We start from the raw sequence: 18315 nt of genomic DNA, 5'->3' as shown, positions 1-18315 counted from the left end.
CCTAAGCTTCTTGTCCAATAGCGCTTCGATATCGAACGCTTAATCTAGTAAAGGATAATATTTCGTTGTTTTTATTTAAAATCACTTGATAGACTCCCACCATTTCGTCCTTGGCATATTTCTTCATATATTCCTTTTCTTCAAATACTTCCATAATTACCTTTGCTCCCTCATCATCCGTTGCTTCAACTGAAGTAATCTTATGTGGCGGGGCTACATTCTCTTTAAAAAAACGAGTAACTGCTTGCATTACTTTTGTGATTTCCATTTTTTCAACCCCTCCATTGTTCAGGTTTCAGATGACTCATAAGTGCCTGGCACCTTTAAAGAGGCGCCGGGCACTATTATTTGAGCCAAGCTGCATGATTAGATTAGATGCTGAATTGTTTGCTTCTTTCGTTTGATTGAGACGGCAAGCCTTTTTCTTCCACTTCATCTCTTAGCAGCCCTACCGCTTCGGCATATCGCAACCAAGTATCCACACTGGCAATTACCACTCTTGCTTCCACTGTGATTAACTCGATTCCTACGAGTGATACTCTTGCGAACACATCAATAACGACACCTTTATCAAGAATTCGGTCAATAACCTCTGCCAGACTTGAACTATCCGTACTTTTTTGAACACTCATTTACACACATTCTCCTCTCTCTTAAATATGGTTCTAATCAAGAGCTGATTTTTTTCATATCACGGGCATGTTTAATATCTTTGGAGCTTTTAATACCTGTTGAACTCTTGATATGGTTTGAACTTTTAATGTCATTAGTCCCTTTTATATCATTTACACTTTTGATCTTGGTTCCATTATTGCGGGAAGAGATTTTTTCTTGAAACTTCTCCCCCGCTTTCTTTAAGTTTTTTAATTTATCCTGAACGTGTAATAAAACGTCCCTTACTTTATCTCTTGCCTGTTTTGCTTTGCCATGAACTTCTTTAGCATTTTTTTCTGTGGCGTTCTCCAGCTTTTTTGAGGCATGGTTAACCTTCGTCCTAAACGCTTCCTCAACCTTATGTTTAAAATGGTTTTTTGCTTCTTCTTTCAATTTTTCTTTGGCTTTATCTTTTATTTTGGAATTCTTCGCCACTTTTACAGCTGCCAAACCCCTCTTTGCTTTTGTTTTGATCCGAGGTATTACAAAAAAAGCGCTGCTTGCCAGCATGCCTCCAATTAGTATGCCTTTGGATATCCTGCTTTTTTTCTGATTCAAATGAGACATTCCATCCCTCCTTTATAGGTATTTTCACATACACATTCAGTACAATTGATATGTGCATATGTCTTTACTCCTATGCTTTGCCACATCATTGCTCAAAAAAACTGGTCAATGTTTCCACTTTATTTTCCTTCCATCATTTTCATTTTTTATTTCTATATTAAATGGTATGTGAACAAGGTTTTTCCCTTAATGAAGGCATTTATTAAAAGAATGAAGTATAAACATTAAAAATATTACAATTTGATTACATTGGAACAGTTTTTGTTTTTCATATGCTTTAGTTTCCAAAAATAAAAAAAAACCGAGGCTGAGTCGTCAGTCGCGGGTTCTAATGTTTATGATTTCATATTAATTTTTTGTTCCACTGACACCAAAAGCTGCGTCAGTTTTCTGTTTTGGCAGTTTTATAGTTACTAAAGAAACCTGCAGTGGTTGATTTAAATTTTTCAATAATTACTCTGTTACCATTTCCTGAGCTATTCTTCCCACGCTCAAGCCAATTGTCTTCACAGTTTCTACTCTTTCATGGGAGTTAAAACTTACCAACGTTCTAAAGGTCCACTTTCTATTTTGGTTAACGAACAATATAGACGAAAAGACCACCAACAAAAACGCTCACCCTCTTTCTGGGTTGAGCGTTTTTGATTATCTTGTTCTTTGTTCAATATTTTTTTAGTTGAGGTGTTTATATGTTGCCCATTTTGATTGTAGGCCTTATAGGTCTTGGAGGAGTTTTACTTTTATTTCTCTTTAAACTAATCGTGAAATTTTATTCAAAAGGAAAGTAGAATGGAGCTGTTTAAAGAGCATTAGTACTGTAAAAGTAAGACTACCCACCATTTATTTTTTTGGTTTCGCCCAAAGATGGAGACATCCAACCAGTAATGATCAGCTTTCTGTATTTCAATAGGAGTAAGGCTAATTAGTTCCATAATGTTTCGATTTTGATGGCACCCAATCGTTCTTATAGCCAAAGGATCCAATACCTTCTTTAACGTGGAGAATACAAAAATTGAGCTGATTCCCTGTTCTAATAACAATATTTGCCGTCAATGGAGAGTATCTTAAACACTCCATCTTCTTTTATTCTCACTCTTCCTTCTTTCCACTCCGACCAATTCATCCCTTTCTTTTTTAACAGCTCTTTATTTTTGATGATGTGGTGCTTCTTCCCCCCCACCAGACACCGATCCAAGCTTCATAGAAATATAGCCATTCCGAAGTCCAGGGAATGATCGTATCCGCGATCAGGGAACGTTGATTGTAACTGTCATCATCTGGATAATGCAAACAAACATAGTGAGCCATCTCGATACCGATGTGGTTCTGCACTCAGCAAACCTAAGTACAAACTATCGTCTATACACTACTTTCACCCGATAGAATGAAGAATCTTCAGTAGGCTGCAGCGTCCCGTTCCAAAAAACCTCTCCTCCCCCTTTACACAGAGTGAAGGAGGGGAATTTTTTTTGGACTTTAAAGTTCTGCAGGGCGAACACTTTTGACTGAGGGGTGATCCGCCAACGCCTGACTCCCATCCGATTACCCGTAAAAACGGTGTTCCTTTATTGGTAGCCCACTACTCTGGTTCAATTTCCAGAGGCACTCACCAGTACACCGCCCGACTGTATACTTTTTGCCCGCACTGACTTCTCCGCTAAAGGAAAACAAGAACCGAAGATGGCTCTCCATTTCTCGATTGAACTGTTCTAATCGCATTCTGCGATTGCGTCTTCACAGCTTTCTTTTAGCGTTTTTAACCGATTAAGAAACTGTGTTGCCTTTTGTTGTTCCGGTTTCTCGCCAAGTTTTCACCAGAAAGGGACGGATTCTCTACATACGGAACATCGTCGTCATTGAATAAGCTCATGAGCAGCCATTCAATGTCCGCTATCATCGCTTTAACGGTTTCCACCAATGATTCTGCAATGGATGCTTTGTCTTGATACGACTTTCCAATCAACGTCGTCAACAATATGGATTTGGTCGCGGTGCCCTTCCCTACATTTTGGTCACGCCAATACTTTATGATCTTTGCTACTCTTGAAAAGTCTTGTTTGGATTCAGCCTCAATTTCGTTGCACCACTTGGTGAACCCTGCGGGATTTGTACTTGTCCATTCCTTGTCTCGTTTCGAGGGAATCTTAATCCAATCACCGTTTTGAAGCGCAGGAACCACATCCACATCAAGGTCATTGGCGTAGTCAATTCTCACACATCGTTCTTTGGTTTTAACGCGATCTTTGTTCAGCCTTCGCATTAATGATAGGTGATCCGGTACATCAATACCGATGAGTTTCCCGGCAGCTGCGAGTCTTCCTGTAACTTCATTAGACAACGAATAATTCTAAGTTCTGTAATAGATGGTTCCAGTGATTATGTTCATGTCCTCTTGAAAGGACAAAACCCTTTCTCTTAGCGTAAGGGACTAAGAGAAAGGGTCGAAAAGGGGTGGCGTGAAATTCATTTTAACACCTGTGCAAAATAAAAAGGAACAAAAACAGACCTTTTTTAAAAACTCTTTACAACTTTACAAACTATAACCCTTATTGTAACCAGCTTTACGACTGTCTTTTGATATGAAATTCCCTTAACGGCCCCGTTCCTTATCTATACGATGGCTTGTATCTTCCGCTGAAGATACACACACAGCCTTCATTCCATTAAGGATTTTGAAACATGGCAAAATGCCTTACAACCTCGGTGTCCCTTACAAGCTGTAAAAACCCCACAAACTTTAGTATGTTACCTTCCATAACGGAGCAAAGTGACTGAACAGGGAGTTAGAAGAAAATCGGTTATTTTTAGATTTTTATGTTTTATACGAACAAATGTTCGTGTATAATTTATTGAACAGGGTGATTACATTAGGATTCGAGATCAGTAGAATCTCCTACTGACATTTTGGTAAATTCAAGGAGGATGAAACATGTCACAACTGTTCTTTATTGTAGTAATAGGTCTTGTCAATTCTGGTATATTTATGGCATCTTTGATAGAAGGACAACAGCAAAGTGTAAACTATCTTTACTTAACAAATTCTGTATTCCATCCATCTTTCGTTCAAAAATCGATCGATAATGAGAAAAGGGATTAAGTAACATAAAAAAACCCATAAAACTATCTTTTGTATTCTCAAAATCTAACAGTGCTCCGAACTCCATTCCTCTAAAGTCTTGGGCACGAGCGAAATGCCTGGGTTTAGCTATATCTACCCCTATTATCAGTGTTTGAGAAGTGATTTGAGCTATCTTATCATTTTGGTTATTATTCAATTTGAAGGCCTCCTGGTAGATAAATTGTCCCTCTCGCTGGCGAGCTTTAGGACATCTTTTCAGGAGGTTATATTTATTCTCAAACCCCGTTTTTCTTCATTACAGGAATGCTGCCCTTTAGTTCAATAAAATTTCACCATCTTTAAGAAAAGCACCCGTTATTAAAAAATCTATATTATGACTCCAAGTGTGTTTGTCCTTCCATTAAATTACACAAAACAAAAACACAAACGCTTTACAAAGGTAAAAATGTAAATTATTTTAAGTGCACAAGGGCTTTTATAAAAACCCTCTACCCCAGCGGTTTACCTTCCTGCCATCTACTCCTTCTCTTTATTTTTAAATAATAATTCACCCTCTCTCTCAATTATAGTGAGTCTCGCACTGCTGCTGATCTCCTGTACATTGCAAAGAACCAACGTGTTACCCGCCGAATATGTATTTCACAAAAAAAGCTTGTAGACTCCGTGGTCTACAAGCTATCCGGTGTTTCACATCTACTTATCCAGTGATCAAATTCCTCTTTTATATTGACCCATTGTAATTGGTTGGTCGTTTCAAACACCAAATCCGCTTCCTGTAGTGTGTGGCCTACCCCTACTGCAAACATTCCGCTTGCCTTGATGGATTCAATTCCTGCTACTGCATCTTCTATACCTATAGACCTTAGAGGGTCAGCACTAAGTCCACTGCATGCGGTTAAGAATATTTCCGGATCTGGTTTTGATTTACTTATTTTTGCAGCATCCGCACAAAAATCAAAGGCAGCCTCTAATTCTAATGCCTTTAAGACGGTACCCGCATTTTTCGAAACCGAAGCAAGCCCAATCTGAATCCCCTCCGCTTTAATATTGCGAATCAGCTCAGGAATACCCGGTAATACATGTTCTGGTTTCAGGTCGTTTAAATAAAGACGGTAATGATCATTTTTCTTATTCGCCATTTCTTCTTTTTCTTCTGTGGAAAAGTCATGTTGCCGATTTCCGTATTGTAAAATCAACTCAAGGGAATCCAGCCGGCTGATCCCCTTTAGCATTTCATTAAATGTCTCGTCAATGGTAATGCCTATTTCATTGGCTAGTTGTTTCCAAGCTAAAAAATGATAATGGGCTGTATCTGTGATGACACCATCAAGATCAAATACTACAGCTTCAATCATACTTTTTTTCATTTCTTACTCCCTTTCTCTTCGAAGCAGAGCTGCGATATTACGAGCTGTTCTCTGTATATTGGGAAACGAGCTGCTCATTATCGATTCTGTTGACAATAGCGCCGGAATCGTAGGAAAGATTGCATCGATACCATGGCTGTAAAGGACTTCACTGCCTTCACCGACACTGCCGCAAATCGCTATGACTCTAGCATGGAGAGGAGCACAAGACGCAACACCGATCGGCGCTTTACCGTATAACGTTTGGCCATCTATTCTTCCTTCCCCGGTAATGACAAGGTCAGCATCATGACAGATACCCTTAAGATCTAATTCTTCGAGTACCAGTTCGATTCCCTTTTTCAGTTTCGCGTTTGCAAACAGCAACAGCCCTGCTGCAAAACCTCCCCCTGCACCACTGCCTGGCACAGTAGAGACATGCTTGCCTAAACGGTTCTCTGCCATTTCATAGAATTGACCCATCGCCTGATCCGTTTCTTCTAAACTTTCTTCGGGCAGCCCTTTTTGGGGACCATACACATAGGTGGCACCCTTTAGGCCTGTTAAAGGATTATCCACGTCTGCTGCAATGGTTATGTTTACATCATCCAAGCGTTTATCACGATGAACATCAGTCATAGATTTAATCTGAAAAAGATCCTGGCCGGTGCCCTTTGCTGCCGTTCCGGCTAGATCAAAAAACTGATAGCCCAGTGCAGAAGCCATTCCAATTCCACCATCATTTGTAGCGCTGCCGCCTACCCCAATAATGAGTTCTTTAGCCCCTCGATCCATGGCATGCCGTATCAACTCTCCTACACCATAAGACGTGGTTTGTAATGGATTGCGCCGATCAGCAGGTACGAGATGTAATCCACAAGCTTCGGCCATTTCTATAAACGCCTTTTTACCATCAGGGGTTAAAGCTATTTTCGCTTGAACAGGTTCACCAAGAGGCCCCGTTACAGAAATACTTTCAATTTCGGTGTCATTCGTGGAAGCCAACGCATGAATGGTTCCTTCCCCGCCATCTGCTATGGGGAGCAAATGATAATCGGCTTCGGGAAAAATGCTCTCAAAGCCGGCACGAATGGCTTTAGCTACTTCATCTGCGGCTAAACTTTCTTTAAATGAATCCGGTGCGATAACTACTTTCATGGTTTACTCCTTATGAGTGGAGCGATTTCCATTCGATCTGATAAAACATACTCAAAACCGCTGATTTCAATCATGACTTCTGGTCCTGAAACCTTTGTCAAAATGATGTGCTCCTTTGTCACTTTAATGTTTAAAGTGGCCCCTTGCCAATGTAACGGAAAAGCCAGTTCGGACCAGTTGTAGGGTAAGGTGGGATTTAATGTTAAACGGCTGTTTTTTATGGAAATGTTCGCAAATCCAAACACAGTCACTAGCCAAATGGCTCCAAGTGAAGCAGCATGCAGCCCTTCATCCGATGAATAAGGATTTGGGCCTAAATCTATTAAACAAGCTTCCTGGAAAAAGCGATAGGCCGCGTCATGTTCACCACATCTTGCTGCGACGATGGAATGAATCGCTTTGCTCAGCGAAGAATCGTGGATGGTATGCGCCTCGTAATAGTACAGATTTTCCGATACCACTCCGCTTGGAAACAGCTCTGGAAATAGATACAGCAGCATGACCACATCGGCCTGCTTTAAAATTTGCATTTCATTTACTTCATCGCGGGAATAATCCAATAAAATGCCCTGGCTGCCCTGATTGACTTTGTATCTTGATAAATCGATCTCAGGCTTACTCAAAAATGTATCATCCTGTGGAATGATTTTATTCGCATTTGGTTTCGGTAAATACAAGCGGCTAAGAAAATCTTGCCCCCTCATTTTAAGTAACTCATCGGTGTCATCATATTTTTCCATAAAGTAAAGCGCTGTCTTTACATTGTAATAAGCCATATAATTTGTATAGGCATTGTTATCAATATGCTCGGTATACTCATCCGGCCCAATTACATTCTTAATAGAAAGCTGTCCATTTTCTTCTGTTGCACGGCTGATCCAAAAACGTCCAGTCTCCTTAAGTAAAGCCAGCCCTTCCTTTTTCATAAACTCTTCATCCAGTGTATTTTCATAATACTGCACTAGAGAAAAAGCGATGTCGGCTACAATATGATGTTCCGCTTCAGCAGAAGCGACTTTTTGTCGTGTCCCCGTTCGGATATTAATGGCCGCAAATTCAGGAGTTTCTTCTTTTCCTGACAAGGCACTCTCCCATGGAAATAAAGCTCCTTCATATCCATTTCGTTCCGCCTTTGCTATCGCTTGTTGCAAATTTAAGTAACGGTAACGTAACAGTTTCTTTGCCGTTTCCGGTTCAGTAAAAAGATGAAAAGGTAATATGAACATTTCGGCATCCCAAAAAACATGACCTTTATAGCCTTCACCGGTCAATCCTTTAGCCCCAACACTAAACCGTTCATCATGAGCAGGTGTCATACCCTCGATTTGAAACACTGCATAGTCAAGAGCCAACTGGTCAAATTCGTTCTTCGACGTAACTTTGACACGTTTTTGTTGCCAGGTTTTCTCCCATTCTAATGCTGACTTTTCTAATAACGCATCATAGCCATATGGTGCATGCGCTTTTAAGGCTTTCAAACCGGCAGTTGCTGGATCTTTTCCAGCCTGACCCTGATCAAGGGAAGTATAAACATTTCCAAACTTTTCTAGAGTAAAAGGAATGTTTTCGGATAGATCCACTTTTATCGTGGTCAAGAGCCTGCGATTTTTTGCAGCAAATGAAACATCACTCGTCAAGGAGCACTTACAAGCTGTGGTAAGTGCTATCGTATGTCCTGACTCTGTCGTTTTATAAACACCTTGCATGACTTCTTCGTTAAACACACGGACATTCTCTACACTAAGGTGTTGTGTCCCGAAATTAGTTTGTTGAGCATCAATACCCGTCACTATTTTTAATGTTGCGGATCGATCTAAACTGGTAACTGTCAATTTCGTGGCAAGTAAATGCAAATCATGTTTTGCTGTAAACCGTTGAAAAAGGAATTTGAAGCGAGCACCTGAGTTGCTTCTCCAGAGAATTTCACGCTGTATTTCACCCATTGCAAGGTGTAGCCTTCGTTCATATGAAAGAATTTCTCCATCCATCAATGAGAAAAGTTCCCCGTCAATTTCCATTTTTATTCCTGTTAAATCAGGTAGATTAACTAACTCGGATGTTTCGTTCTCATTTGCTTTATTATAGATACCGGCGACGTACAGCCCTCGGTTTTGTTCCGAATAGTCTTCTTCAAGGGCACCACGCACACCTAAGTAACCATTTCCTAATGTCATTAAACTTCCATATTTATTGAGATAGTGTACATCGAATTTTTTGTCATATAATACTTGTTCTTTCATCATAAGGATACACTTTCACCCTTTTCCGCAGATTGATAGAGAGCTTCAATTAGTTGTTGGATGATATACCCTTCTTTTGCGTCTGCAATCTTGACATCTTTTCCAAAGCACTTGTCTACAAATGCAGCCATACTCTTTTGATGCCGTTCTGGATCTGCAGTCTCCCTTTCTAAGAGTGAGGTGAGTTCTCCCTTTTTATCGGTATAGATCTGAGCCGGAAAAAGAGTGGCTCCTGCTTGATCTCCACAAAACTGAACATTCATGATGGATGTTTCCTTAATATTTAAAGCAAAAGAGGTTTCCAATTGTAACAATCGGCCGCCTTCTAATTCAATAAAACCAAAAAGTGAATCCTCAACTTCAAACTTTTCCGGGTCCCATTCTCCAAACGTTCCATCCGATTTTTTGTTCCCTATTTTCTGAAACATTTTAGCCGTTACTTTCTCAATCTTCGGATAACCTAATACATATAACGCAGCGTCCAGCATATGGATTCCTAAATCGATGAGAGGTCCTCCCCCTTGTAATGACTTATTGGTGAAGTTTCCCCAACCTGGAATTCCACAACGACGCAAGGCTTGGGCTTTCACAACATAGATATCGCCAAGAATCCCTTCCTCGACTTTTTTTCTAAGAAGTTCGACATCATCCGCAAATCGATGATGAAAGTCATAGGCAAGGATGCAATGGTTTTTCTCTGCTTCTTCCTGCATTTTCTTTGCCTCATCGGCCGAAATAGCTGGCGGCTTTTCACACATCACATCACAGCCATTGGACAGAGCTACCATGACATGTTTATAATGAAATCGATTTGGCGTACAAACACTGACGATATCCGGTTTCTGTGCCGCATACATCTCAGCGGCATCTGTATAGTAATAAGGAATCCCATTACGCGCAGCGAAGTTTTTTACCCGATCGGCGTTTTGTCCAACGACAGCAACCAGTTCAATGTCATCCCGTGAGAGGTAATAAGGAACGTGAACAGTTTCCGCTACTTGTCCTCCTCCTATGATCGCCACCCTTTTTTTACTCATGATGTAACTCCTCTCACACTAATGCTTCTTTTAGCTGATGCAGCGCTTTTTTGTATTCTCCTTCTGGATCGTTCCCTCGAACACGGCACTCTATGGTTAAAAAACCGTCATAGCCATCTTTTTTCAATTGATTAAAATGCTTTTTGAAATCAATCGAGCCACTGCCAGGCTGGAAACGGTGATTATCCGCAAGATGAATATGTCCAATTAAATCACGTTGTAGATGTAAAGCTTCGGAAATACCATCCTCTTCAATGTTCATATGATAGAAGTCAGCGATAATTTTTACGTTCTTCAAGTTATTTTCTTCTATATAACGGCGCGCATCAGCAAGCGTATTGATCATATGGTCTTGATACCGATTCAATGGTTCTAAGAAAACAGTGGTCGCTGTTTCTTCTGCTGCTTTATCTAAGTAAAGAAGGGAGTCACTTACTGCCTTCCAATCTCCTGATTGGCTTCTTGGTGAAACCATTGGTGGCAAACGATAGGTGAACATGCCCCAGGCTGCGGGAACAACTATTCCGTTTCCCCCTACTTCCTGCAAGGCTTTTAAGATTTGCTTCATTTCTGCTAAACCGTTTAATCTGCGTTCTTCGATAAAGTCACCGATCCATCCGCTATAACCGCCACAGGCTGTTGTCACGGGCAGTCCGGTTTCAGAAATCGCTTCTTTTATTTCCTCTAAATGATCAACCAATAGTTTTCCGTCAATTTCGAAGCCATCAAAACCAGCTTCCTTTAGATAGTGAAACTTCTCCCTGATGTTTTCCGGAAAAAACGCTTGGTTTTGTGTACCAATTTTCATGGTTAAACTCCTCCTACATGCGGCCAGTTTACTTCAATGTAATTCCCATCTTGATACTTAGCTCTGGATGCTGATCGACGTAATGCATATATGCTTGATCACTCTGCTCAAAAGGTACGATTGGATCAATGATATCTTCGCAATTCAGGTAACCATTCATTAATAATTCCCAGCACGTATTTTCAATTCGTTTACGGGACCAGCGCGGGTAATCCGGATTGGGTTCGCTTGCTGCACGGGAAAACACGATTTTCGCATTGTTAAAATGAGCTTCGCGTCCAAAATTCAATCCTTCGGGAAAAGGCTTAGTAAAGGCAACGTAAGAGATGGTGCCTCCATAGGCAATTCCTTTTAATGCCGCTTGAAGAGCTGCAGCATTTCCGCTTGTTTCAATAATGGAATCCGCTCCGATTTTATGGGTGAGCTTTTTCACCTCATAACCGACATCACAGGAAGTCGGATCAAAGCATTCATCGGCCCCATGACGAAGAGCGATTTCTCGTCGATGGCTTAGAGGATCAACTCCAACAACGATGCTGGCACCGGCTTTTTTTGCAAGCTGGATTGCGATTTGGCCGATGGCGCCCAATCCGACAACAACCACATAATCGCCTGCACGTACGTTGGCATCACGAACACCGCTCATGGCAAATTGGGCCGGATCATAACAAACCGCATTTTGCCATTTGGCCCCCTCGGGCATTTTGCGTAATCGGTGGTTATCCACCGCATTGACGATGACGGTTTCCATAATGGGTCCATACGTACAAACCATTTCTCCGACTTGGTACTCTATTACATCACTGCCGATTTCTACAATTTTGCCGACAACCATATTTCCCAATTGAAATTCACCAAAAACGATACCAGGCTTTTCCCCCTCTTCTCGGGGCATGAACATGCGCCATTCTTCAGAAAAATCTTCGTTTATAAAAGGAGTCAACCCACGGAAGTCTACCACTTCTGTACCGTGTTTAGGTGAGGCGAAATCCACTTCAATTTTGGCCTCATTCGGTTGGATTGAACGGTCTTCATAGTTTACAAATGCGGCTTCTCTTGGTTTTACTGCAACTAGCTTTTTCATGATGTGATTACTTCCTCTCGATTTTTTGGGGGATTTACCCTTTAACTCCGCCTTCGGTCATGTTCCCTTTAATAAAGTGTTCGGATACGGCATACATGATCACGACTGGCAATGCGGTTACGAGTGATGCCGCCATCATTCGGCCCCAAACGTAATCTGGTGTACTGAACAAGGCATTCAAGCCGATGGGCAGCGTGAAGTTTGCTGAATCGGATAAGAAAATGGAGGCAAACAAGTAATCGTTCCAAGCCACCATAAACGAGTAGACGAAAACTGATATAATTCCGGAAATGGATAATGGAATCACGATATAGAAAATGATCTGCACCCGGTTTAGTCCATCGATCATAGCCGCTTCTTCAAGGTCATCCGGTATCGTATCAAAGTAACTTTTCAACATGAAGATGGCGGTTGGCAACGTTTGTACAATCATCGTTATGATGATCGCCGTTTTAGTATCGTATAAACCAAGACCGGAGATGATTTTGAATAAGGGCACGACAAGCAAAATGCCCGAAAACATATAAACCGTGTAAAAACTTGCATTGATTGTGGTTCTGCCCATAAATTTCAATTTCGACAGGGCATATGCCCCAAAGATCCCAATGACAACGGCCAAACTAGCTGCCGTGAGGGCAACGGTTAAACTGTTTTTAAAATAGGAGAGATATGGGAAAATATCAGGATTGAACATGTCCACGTAATGTTTAAATGTCCAGTGTTGCGGAAGTAACGTCGGATTTGTCGCAACCGCTTCCTTCGGACTTTTAAAGGAGGTCATCAGCATGATAAAAAAGGGAAAAAGGGACACGGTCAAGAGGCATATCAGCCCAGTGTAAAACGCCACTTTTTTTGTTGCTCTTGACTTTTTGCTGCTCGCCATCGCCATTAGAATTTCACCCGCTTTCTTGCTAAGATAATCACAATAGAAAGAATCATAAACAGAATGACAGAAATGGATGCCGCTTTTCCAAGATCGTTAAATGCAAATGCTGTTTCATACAAGTAAATACCAAGGATATTCACTTTATTCGTCAGCAGATAAACATCCGTAAACATATAGAACAGCCAGATCGAACGTAATGTAACGACCGTTAACAATACCGGCATAATCGCTGGAACCGTAACAATTTTAAATTTATCCCATGCTGAAGCCCCATCAATTTCAGCTGCTTCATATAATGAGGAATCAATGGTTTGCAAGATCGCCAGGAATGAAATGAAGGCATAAGGGAAGTACCTCCAAATGGCAAAAAGAACAACCAGGACAAAGCTTGAGACCGGATTGTCAAACCATAGAGGCGCCTTATCAAACAAATGTAATACGTCCCCGCCCAAATAGTTCACGACACCGTATCCATTGTTAAACATGTATTTCCATGCAAAAACTAAAGAAATGGAGGGTGTTACATAAGACAAAATAATTAATGAACGGGCTATCTTGCGAAATTTAAACGGTCGATTAAAAAAGATAGCAACTCCCAATCCCAGTGCTGTACTTCCCGAAACGGCAAGAATCATATACAAAAGTGTGACTCCTAAGGATTTAAAGAACTCTGCATCCATAAGTATGTCTGTATAATTTTTCAACCCGACAAACGTGGCACTTAACCTCGGATTAACGGGCTGGTCAAAAAAGCTGATCTGAATATTGGATAACATCGGGTATGCAACGAGCAACAGCACTAAAAAAATGCTTGGAAAAAGTAACGCCATTGCTAATTTGATATCCGATTTCGGTCTTTTTATCTTTGTGAATTTGAAATCAGATTTCGTATTTTTAATCGTTTTCATGGTACCTCCCCTGTAATTTAATAAAATGCTGCCCACTGCATGATATCTTGAGAAATTGAAACAGCCTTTGGAAGGTAGAGGGAACCAGCCAAAAGGCTGCCCCTCCACGTATCCAAATTATCTTTTCTCTAAAGCGTCTTTCATTTCTTTTTCTGCTTTTTTCAGTTCGCTTTTAACATCTTTCCCGCCAACCGTGATGCTGTTGACCATTTTAGGGAAGGCGCCAGAGCTTGTGATATCTCCCGCTTTCAAGAAGTTTTTACCGTCCACTAAACCAAACACTTGAATGTCGTTGAAAGATGCAGCTATTTCAGATGAAAGGGGACCAAAGGCCTTAACCACTTTGTTTGCCTTGTAGTCTGGGTTTGCTGTAACCTTTTTATTGACTGGCTGTGCACCGCCAGGAGACATTAATACCCAATCCGTCGTATTCTCAGGTTTAGCCATGAACGAGACAAATTTCTCCGCAGCTTTTTTCTGATCATCATCTAATCCAGAAGAAATGGTCAAGGCTGAAACCGTTCCAAAAACGGCCTTTGTTTTTTCTGTTGGTACGGCAAAACCGATATTGTCTGTTTTACCTTCTTCAAATACGGCCGGAAGGAGATAGGTGGAATAAACCGCCATCGGTACCGTTCCGTTCATAAACGCATCTTTAATTTCAGTGGTATCGTTGGAACCGGGCATTGTGTATTTAGACAATTCTTTGTAATAGGAAGCAGCCTCTGTCATTTTGTGTGTTTTTGCATTTAAGTCACCCTTGCTGTTTAGCACATTTGCATTGTTTGACAAAGCAAACTGGGAGAAAGCCTGTTCAGAGAATAATCCTTCTACAGTCGGTAAACCGATTCCATAATTTTTATGGCCTTTATCAGTAAACGCTTTGGCTATTTTCATAACCTCGTTCCAATTCTTAGGTTCACTGAATCCTTTGGCTTTTAGCATTTCTTTGTTATACCAAATCCCCTGAACCCAGCCGCTGACTGGAACCCCAGTATAGCTTTTTCCATTTTCCGTTTTTACGAGCTTTAAAGCACCTTCATAAAAATCACCTTCTCCGGTTTTATGAAGGACTTTTTTCACGGAGTTACGGTCGATAAGCTCGTCTTTATCCATTACTTTTGCATAGTCCTGACCGACTTCCAGAACTGCCGGAAGCTTCCCGGAGTTTGCAAGCGTAACTATTTTGGTGTTGTAGCTGTCTTCTTCAACCGGAACTTGTTTGACTTCAATATTGGGATTTTCTTTTTCAAACTTAGCAACCAGCTTTTTGATCACAGCCAGACGGTCCTGTTCGACGGATGAATGCATGAACTCAATTGTCGTTTTTCCGTTTCCGCTGCCATTAGTGCTGCCGCACGCTGTCAATATGGTGCTCAATGCGAATAACAAGATCAAACCTAAACTAAAATTTTTAAACTTCATTTAGTTCTCCTCCTGGTGTATGGGCTTTAGCCAAAGGAATTGGTAGGGATCCAGCTTACTGTTCCCTGCATATTCTGCTTCTTCCCCGGTAATAAGGTTCAGATACCTTCCAGTGATATCACAAACGTTGAATTCATTCGCTAGATTATGAATAACTAACAATTCATCCTTTTCGTTTAAGAGTCTTTTGACTGCGAACACTTTGTCACCTAGATCGACTACTTCCATAGGGACGTCCGGGTTGAAAAGTGCTTCAGCTTTTCTGATTTGGATGAGGTTCGTGAGTTCGGAAAAGACATGGTAACGTAATGAATCAGTGTCTGCTAATTCCTTTTCAATCCTATCCAAGCTGTACTTTTGCCGGTTAATGGACCGATTCATTCCGGTTTTTGACACTCCATCATAATCATTTCTGGAACCTAGCATGCTTTGAATATAAACGGCAGGCACTCCTGGAAGAGTCAGAAGGATGGAATGGGCCAGTAAAAATCGTTTCAACCGGATCGTATCATCATCAGAACGCTTGTTTAATGCATCCATATAGGTCACATTGATTTCGTAAGGGCTTTCACTTCCGTCCGGATTTTTCTTGTAGTTTACCAATGCTCCTTCTTTTTTTAACTCCTCGACCATCCCCAGTATTTCGTCTTCAGCTATGATTCCGCGAATGGGATTAAGGCCAATCCCATCATGTGAAGCAAGAAAGTTGAAGAATGTCGTCTTTTCACCGGCTGGCTCGAGTTGTTTTGCCCAATTGGTGAGAGCGCTCCCATTTTCACGTACAATGGAGTAAAGAACCAATGGCGGCAGGGGGAATTGATAAACCATATGGGCCTCATTACGGCCGTTTCCAAAATAAGAAACATTATCTTTATGAGGGACATTCGTTTCTGTAATGATCACTGTACCTCTGGCGACTTCATCCGCAATATCCCGGAACAGCTTGATGATTTGATGGGTCTTTTCATGGTGGATACAGGTAGTCCCGATCTCTTTCCACATAAAACCGACGGCATCCAAACGCAAATATTCTGCGCCTTGTTCCAGATAAAAGAGCAAGACATCTATCATTTTTACTAATAGGTTTGGGTTGCTGAAGTTTAAATCGATTTGATCATCACTGAACGTTGTCCAAATATGCTTTTCTGTTCCATCTGCTAATGTGAATTTCGTTAAAACGGGGGTTGCTCTTGGTCTTGTTGCCAAACTCAAATCAATAGAGGGTTCCACTTCAATGAAAAAATCTTGAAATTCCGGATTTCCCTTCAAATACTCTTGAAACCAAGAACTTTTTGCTGAAATGTGATTACAGACATAATCAAACATCAATCTTGTTACTTTAGTTAAGCTATCAACATCTTCCCAGTCTCCAGCGATTGGATTGACGTTTTTGTAATCGATTACGGAAAATCCATCATCTGAAGAATACGGATAGAAAGGCAGGAGGTGGACCACTTCAAACTTGTCCGCCAAATACCGGTTAAACATTTGTTTAAACGTCGCTAAGGTCGGCTGCTCCTTCTCATGGAACTGATCTGCATATGTGATTAATACGACATCTTTTTCGTCCCATGTTGGCTTTCTGTCTTTTAGTCGTTTTTCCTTAGCTTCAACCAATCTATTCTCCAGATTGGGCCAAATTTCTTCAACCTCGTTTTTAGGATATAAGTAAGCCAATCTGTCTTTAATGTGCTCCATATTCTCCTCCTCTTGGAACCGCTCCCATATTGAAAGTTTTTTCTAGTTATTGTATAATGGTACCGCTCCCACAAACAAAATATAATCCAGAAAACGCTTTCTGTCAATAAATGTTCCGGTATTTTAGACCTGCATTATTTTCCAAAAAAGTGCAATGGTATGATTGCTAAATCTTTGGCACATCATTATAATTTTTCCTGATAAGGCTGCCCGGTTTGCAACGCCTTGTAATTTGTATGAGGGCAGGTTATTGGAAACCATTTTGAAAACGCATTCACTTCTATTGACTCGAAAATGAAACGCAGATATATGTGCGTCTATAATTTAACTCTAAGCCTTGTTAGGAGGAAAAGCATAGTGGCTCACACTATTTATGACATTGCCCGAGCTGCAGGGGTTTCAAAGTCTACTGTATCTCGAGCGTTAAATAACAAGAGTAATATATCTGATGAAGCTCGAGAACGGGTTTTACTTGCCGTTCAACAATTAAATTACCAGCCCAGTAAGTTAGCGCGTGCCCTTTCTGCCGGTTTTGACGCGATCATGGTTGTATCCCGCTCTACAAAAACGACCGTTAATAATCCTTTTTTCTCGGGAATTATTCAAGCCATTTCAACGAAAGCTGAAGAGGAAAATTTTGATGTTATCTTACAGACATCAAAGAACAGTGAGGAAGAGCTGGAAAAGTGTATTACTAAAATAAAGGGGAGAATGATAAAGGGAATTATAATGCTTACCTCTCCTTCGGATGAGGATTTCTTCAAACAATTAGACGGTTACAACATACCGATTGTCGTCATAGGAAAAGTAGATGGCGACTATCAAAATGTCTTTTCGGTCGATACCAATAATTATCAGGACAGTTATGATCTAACAAACTATATAATTGAGCAAGGGCACCGTGATATTGCGTGTTTGCATTCTCCTCTTGACTATCATGTTTCGATTGATCGACTGGAAGGTTTTAAACAATGCCTAAAAGATTATGGGCTGCCACTGAATCACGAATGGATCATTAATAGCGGATATACGGATGAAAGTGCGCATCAAGCAGCTAAAACACTTCTCCTGTCTAAAAACAGACCCTCGGCTGTTATGGCCATTGATGATGTAAAAGTGATCAGTTTGTATAAAGCTGCCGCAGAAACGGGCATTTCTATTCCAGGGGAGCTATCCATCGCCGGTTTTAGTAATACACCCTTTCTTTCTCCTTCTTTGACACGAATAGAAATTCCAATCCATGAGTTAGGGGAAGCAGGCACCGAGTTTCTTTTTGCCAAAATCAAAAAAAATAAAAACAATGCAGTTGAGATGACTATTCCCACTAAAAAAATCATCATTCAGGATTCAGTCGCTCATTTAAAATAACTAAAAGCCAACGGAACTTGTCTCCCGTTGGCTTTTGTTATACTAGCTAAACTCATT

The 18315-nt window shown here is 40.8% G+C and carries 16 protein-coding genes and 1 pseudogene; 1 reads left to right on the top strand and 16 read right to left on the bottom strand.

All coding sequences use genetic code 11. The annotated features are described in order from the left end of the window. Position 1: 1 nt before the first annotated feature. The 16 genes and pseudogenes from QYF49_RS08010 to QYF49_RS07940 form a co-directional block, all read right to left on the bottom strand. Complete coding sequence (locus tag QYF49_RS08010) at positions 2-268, bottom strand: gas vesicle protein GvpR (RefSeq protein WP_290399118.1); 267 nt, start codon at positions 266-268, stop codon at positions 2-4. Between the two features lie 103 nt (positions 269-371). After that, entirely contained in the window at positions 372-632 is a 261-nt protein-coding gene (gene gvpA / locus QYF49_RS08005; RefSeq protein WP_290399117.1) for a gas vesicle structural protein GvpA, read from the bottom strand. Between the two features lie 37 nt (positions 633-669). After that, positions 670-1221, bottom strand: coding sequence for a gas vesicle protein GvpQ (gvpQ, locus tag QYF49_RS08000; protein WP_290399116.1), 552 nt, complete (start codon positions 1219-1221; stop codon positions 670-672). Positions 1222-2355: 1134 nt separating this feature from the next. After that, positions 2356-2529, bottom strand: a complete 174-nt coding sequence (locus QYF49_RS26100; RefSeq protein WP_486599196.1) for a type II CBASS E2 protein — start codon at positions 2527-2529, stop codon at positions 2356-2358. Between the two features lie 448 nt (positions 2530-2977). Further along, positions 2978-3559, bottom strand: coding sequence for an SMODS domain-containing nucleotidyltransferase (locus QYF49_RS07995; protein WP_290399115.1), 582 nt, complete (start codon positions 3557-3559; stop codon positions 2978-2980). A gap of 769 nt (positions 3560-4328) precedes the next feature. Then, positions 4329-4496: pseudogene (locus QYF49_RS07990) on the bottom strand (IS110 family transposase); the annotation flags it as partial. A gap of 472 nt (positions 4497-4968) precedes the next feature. Further along, positions 4969-5667, bottom strand: coding sequence for a beta-phosphoglucomutase (gene pgmB / locus QYF49_RS07985; RefSeq protein ID WP_290399114.1), 699 nt, complete (start codon positions 5665-5667; stop codon positions 4969-4971). A 3-nt stretch (positions 5668-5670) separates the two neighbouring features. Continuing rightward, a complete protein-coding gene (locus tag QYF49_RS07980; protein ID WP_290399113.1) occupies positions 5671-6804 on the bottom strand; it encodes a glycerate kinase in 1134 nt (377 codons plus the stop codon). Then, entirely contained in the window at positions 6801-9047 is a 2247-nt protein-coding gene (locus QYF49_RS07975; protein WP_290399112.1) for a glycoside hydrolase family 65 protein, read from the bottom strand. The genes QYF49_RS07980 and QYF49_RS07975 overlap by 4 nt, the downstream gene beginning before the upstream one ends. Beyond that, positions 9044-10081, bottom strand: coding sequence for a Gfo/Idh/MocA family protein (locus tag QYF49_RS07970; RefSeq protein ID WP_290399111.1), 1038 nt, complete (start codon positions 10079-10081; stop codon positions 9044-9046). Before QYF49_RS07970 ends, QYF49_RS07975 begins: the two co-directional genes overlap by 4 nt. A 13-nt stretch (positions 10082-10094) precedes the next feature. Then, positions 10095-10889 carry a sugar phosphate isomerase/epimerase family protein gene (locus QYF49_RS07965; protein WP_290399110.1) on the bottom strand — a complete coding sequence of 265 codons (795 nt, stop codon included), beginning with the start codon at positions 10887-10889 and terminating at the stop codon, positions 10095-10097. Between the two features lie 28 nt (positions 10890-10917). Then, entirely contained in the window at positions 10918-11973 is a 1056-nt protein-coding gene (locus QYF49_RS07960) for a zinc-dependent alcohol dehydrogenase (protein ID WP_290399109.1), read from the bottom strand. Between the two features lie 34 nt (positions 11974-12007). Further along, positions 12008-12856, bottom strand: coding sequence for a carbohydrate ABC transporter permease (locus tag QYF49_RS07955; RefSeq protein WP_425589580.1), 849 nt, complete (start codon positions 12854-12856; stop codon positions 12008-12010). Between the two features lie 5 nt (positions 12857-12861). Continuing rightward, the gene (locus QYF49_RS07950; protein WP_290399107.1) at positions 12862-13767 is read right to left on the bottom strand and encodes a carbohydrate ABC transporter permease; all 906 of its coding nucleotides are present in this window, start codon (positions 13765-13767) and stop codon (positions 12862-12864) included. 117 nt (positions 13768-13884) lie between these two features. Continuing rightward, positions 13885-15192: an ABC transporter substrate-binding protein gene (locus QYF49_RS07945; RefSeq protein WP_290399106.1), complete on the bottom strand. Its 1308-nt coding sequence runs from the start codon at positions 15190-15192 to the stop codon at positions 13885-13887. Next, positions 15193-16890, bottom strand: a complete 1698-nt coding sequence (locus QYF49_RS07940; RefSeq protein WP_290399105.1) for a sugar phosphorylase — start codon at positions 16888-16890, stop codon at positions 15193-15195. Positions 16891-17247: 357 nt separating this feature from the next. On the opposite strand from QYF49_RS07940, the gene QYF49_RS07935 reads away from it, so the two are divergent. Further along, positions 17248-18258 (top strand): LacI family DNA-binding transcriptional regulator, encoded by a 1011-nt coding sequence (locus QYF49_RS07935; protein WP_290399104.1) that lies wholly within the window; start codon positions 17248-17250, stop codon positions 18256-18258. Positions 18259-18315: the final 57 nt, after the last annotated feature.

The sequence above is a fragment of the Fictibacillus terranigra genome (genome assembly GCF_030412265.1).
In the GTDB taxonomy this organism is placed as follows: Bacteria; Bacillota; Bacilli; order Bacillales; family Fictibacillaceae; genus Fictibacillus_C; species Fictibacillus_C terrinigri.
This window is presented reverse-complemented; position numbering and strand designations above follow the sequence as displayed.

Bases quoted from the DNA above. Each gene is read 5' to 3' on its own strand.
- QYF49_RS08010 (WP_290399118.1), bottom strand. From the start codon at position 268: ATGGAAATCACAAAAGTAATGCAAGCAGTTACTCGTTTTTTTAAAGAG.
- gvpA (WP_290399117.1), bottom strand. From the start codon at position 632: ATGAGTGTTCAAAAAAGTACGGATAGTTCAAGTCTGGCAGAGGTTATT.
- gvpQ (WP_290399116.1), bottom strand. From the start codon at position 1,221: ATGTCTCATTTGAATCAGAAAAAAAGCAGGATATCCAAAGGCATACTA.
- QYF49_RS26100 (WP_486599196.1), bottom strand. From the start codon at position 2,529: ATGGCTCACTATGTTTGTTTGCATTATCCAGATGATGACAGTTACAAT.
- pgmB (WP_290399114.1), bottom strand. From the start codon at position 5,667: ATGAAAAAAAGTATGATTGAAGCTGTAGTATTTGATCTTGATGGTGTC.
- QYF49_RS07980 (WP_290399113.1), bottom strand. From the start codon at position 6,804: ATGAAAGTAGTTATCGCACCGGATTCATTTAAAGAAAGTTTAGCCGCA.
- QYF49_RS07975 (WP_290399112.1), bottom strand. From the start codon at position 9,047: ATGATGAAAGAACAAGTATTATATGACAAAAAATTCGATGTACACTAT.
- QYF49_RS07970 (WP_290399111.1), bottom strand. From the start codon at position 10,081: ATGAGTAAAAAAAGGGTGGCGATCATAGGAGGAGGACAAGTAGCGGAA.
- QYF49_RS07965 (WP_290399110.1), bottom strand. From the start codon at position 10,889: ATGAAAATTGGTACACAAAACCAAGCGTTTTTTCCGGAAAACATCAGG.
- QYF49_RS07960 (WP_290399109.1), bottom strand. From the start codon at position 11,973: ATGAAAAAGCTAGTTGCAGTAAAACCAAGAGAAGCCGCATTTGTAAAC.
- QYF49_RS07955 (WP_425589580.1), bottom strand. From the start codon at position 12,856: ATGGCGAGCAGCAAAAAGTCAAGAGCAACAAAAAAAGTGGCGTTTTAC.
- QYF49_RS07950 (WP_290399107.1), bottom strand. From the start codon at position 13,767: ATGAAAACGATTAAAAATACGAAATCTGATTTCAAATTCACAAAGATA.
- QYF49_RS07945 (WP_290399106.1), bottom strand. From the start codon at position 15,192: ATGAAGTTTAAAAATTTTAGTTTAGGTTTGATCTTGTTATTCGCATTG.
- QYF49_RS07940 (WP_290399105.1), bottom strand. From the start codon at position 16,890: ATGGAGCACATTAAAGACAGATTGGCTTACTTATATCCTAAAAACGAG.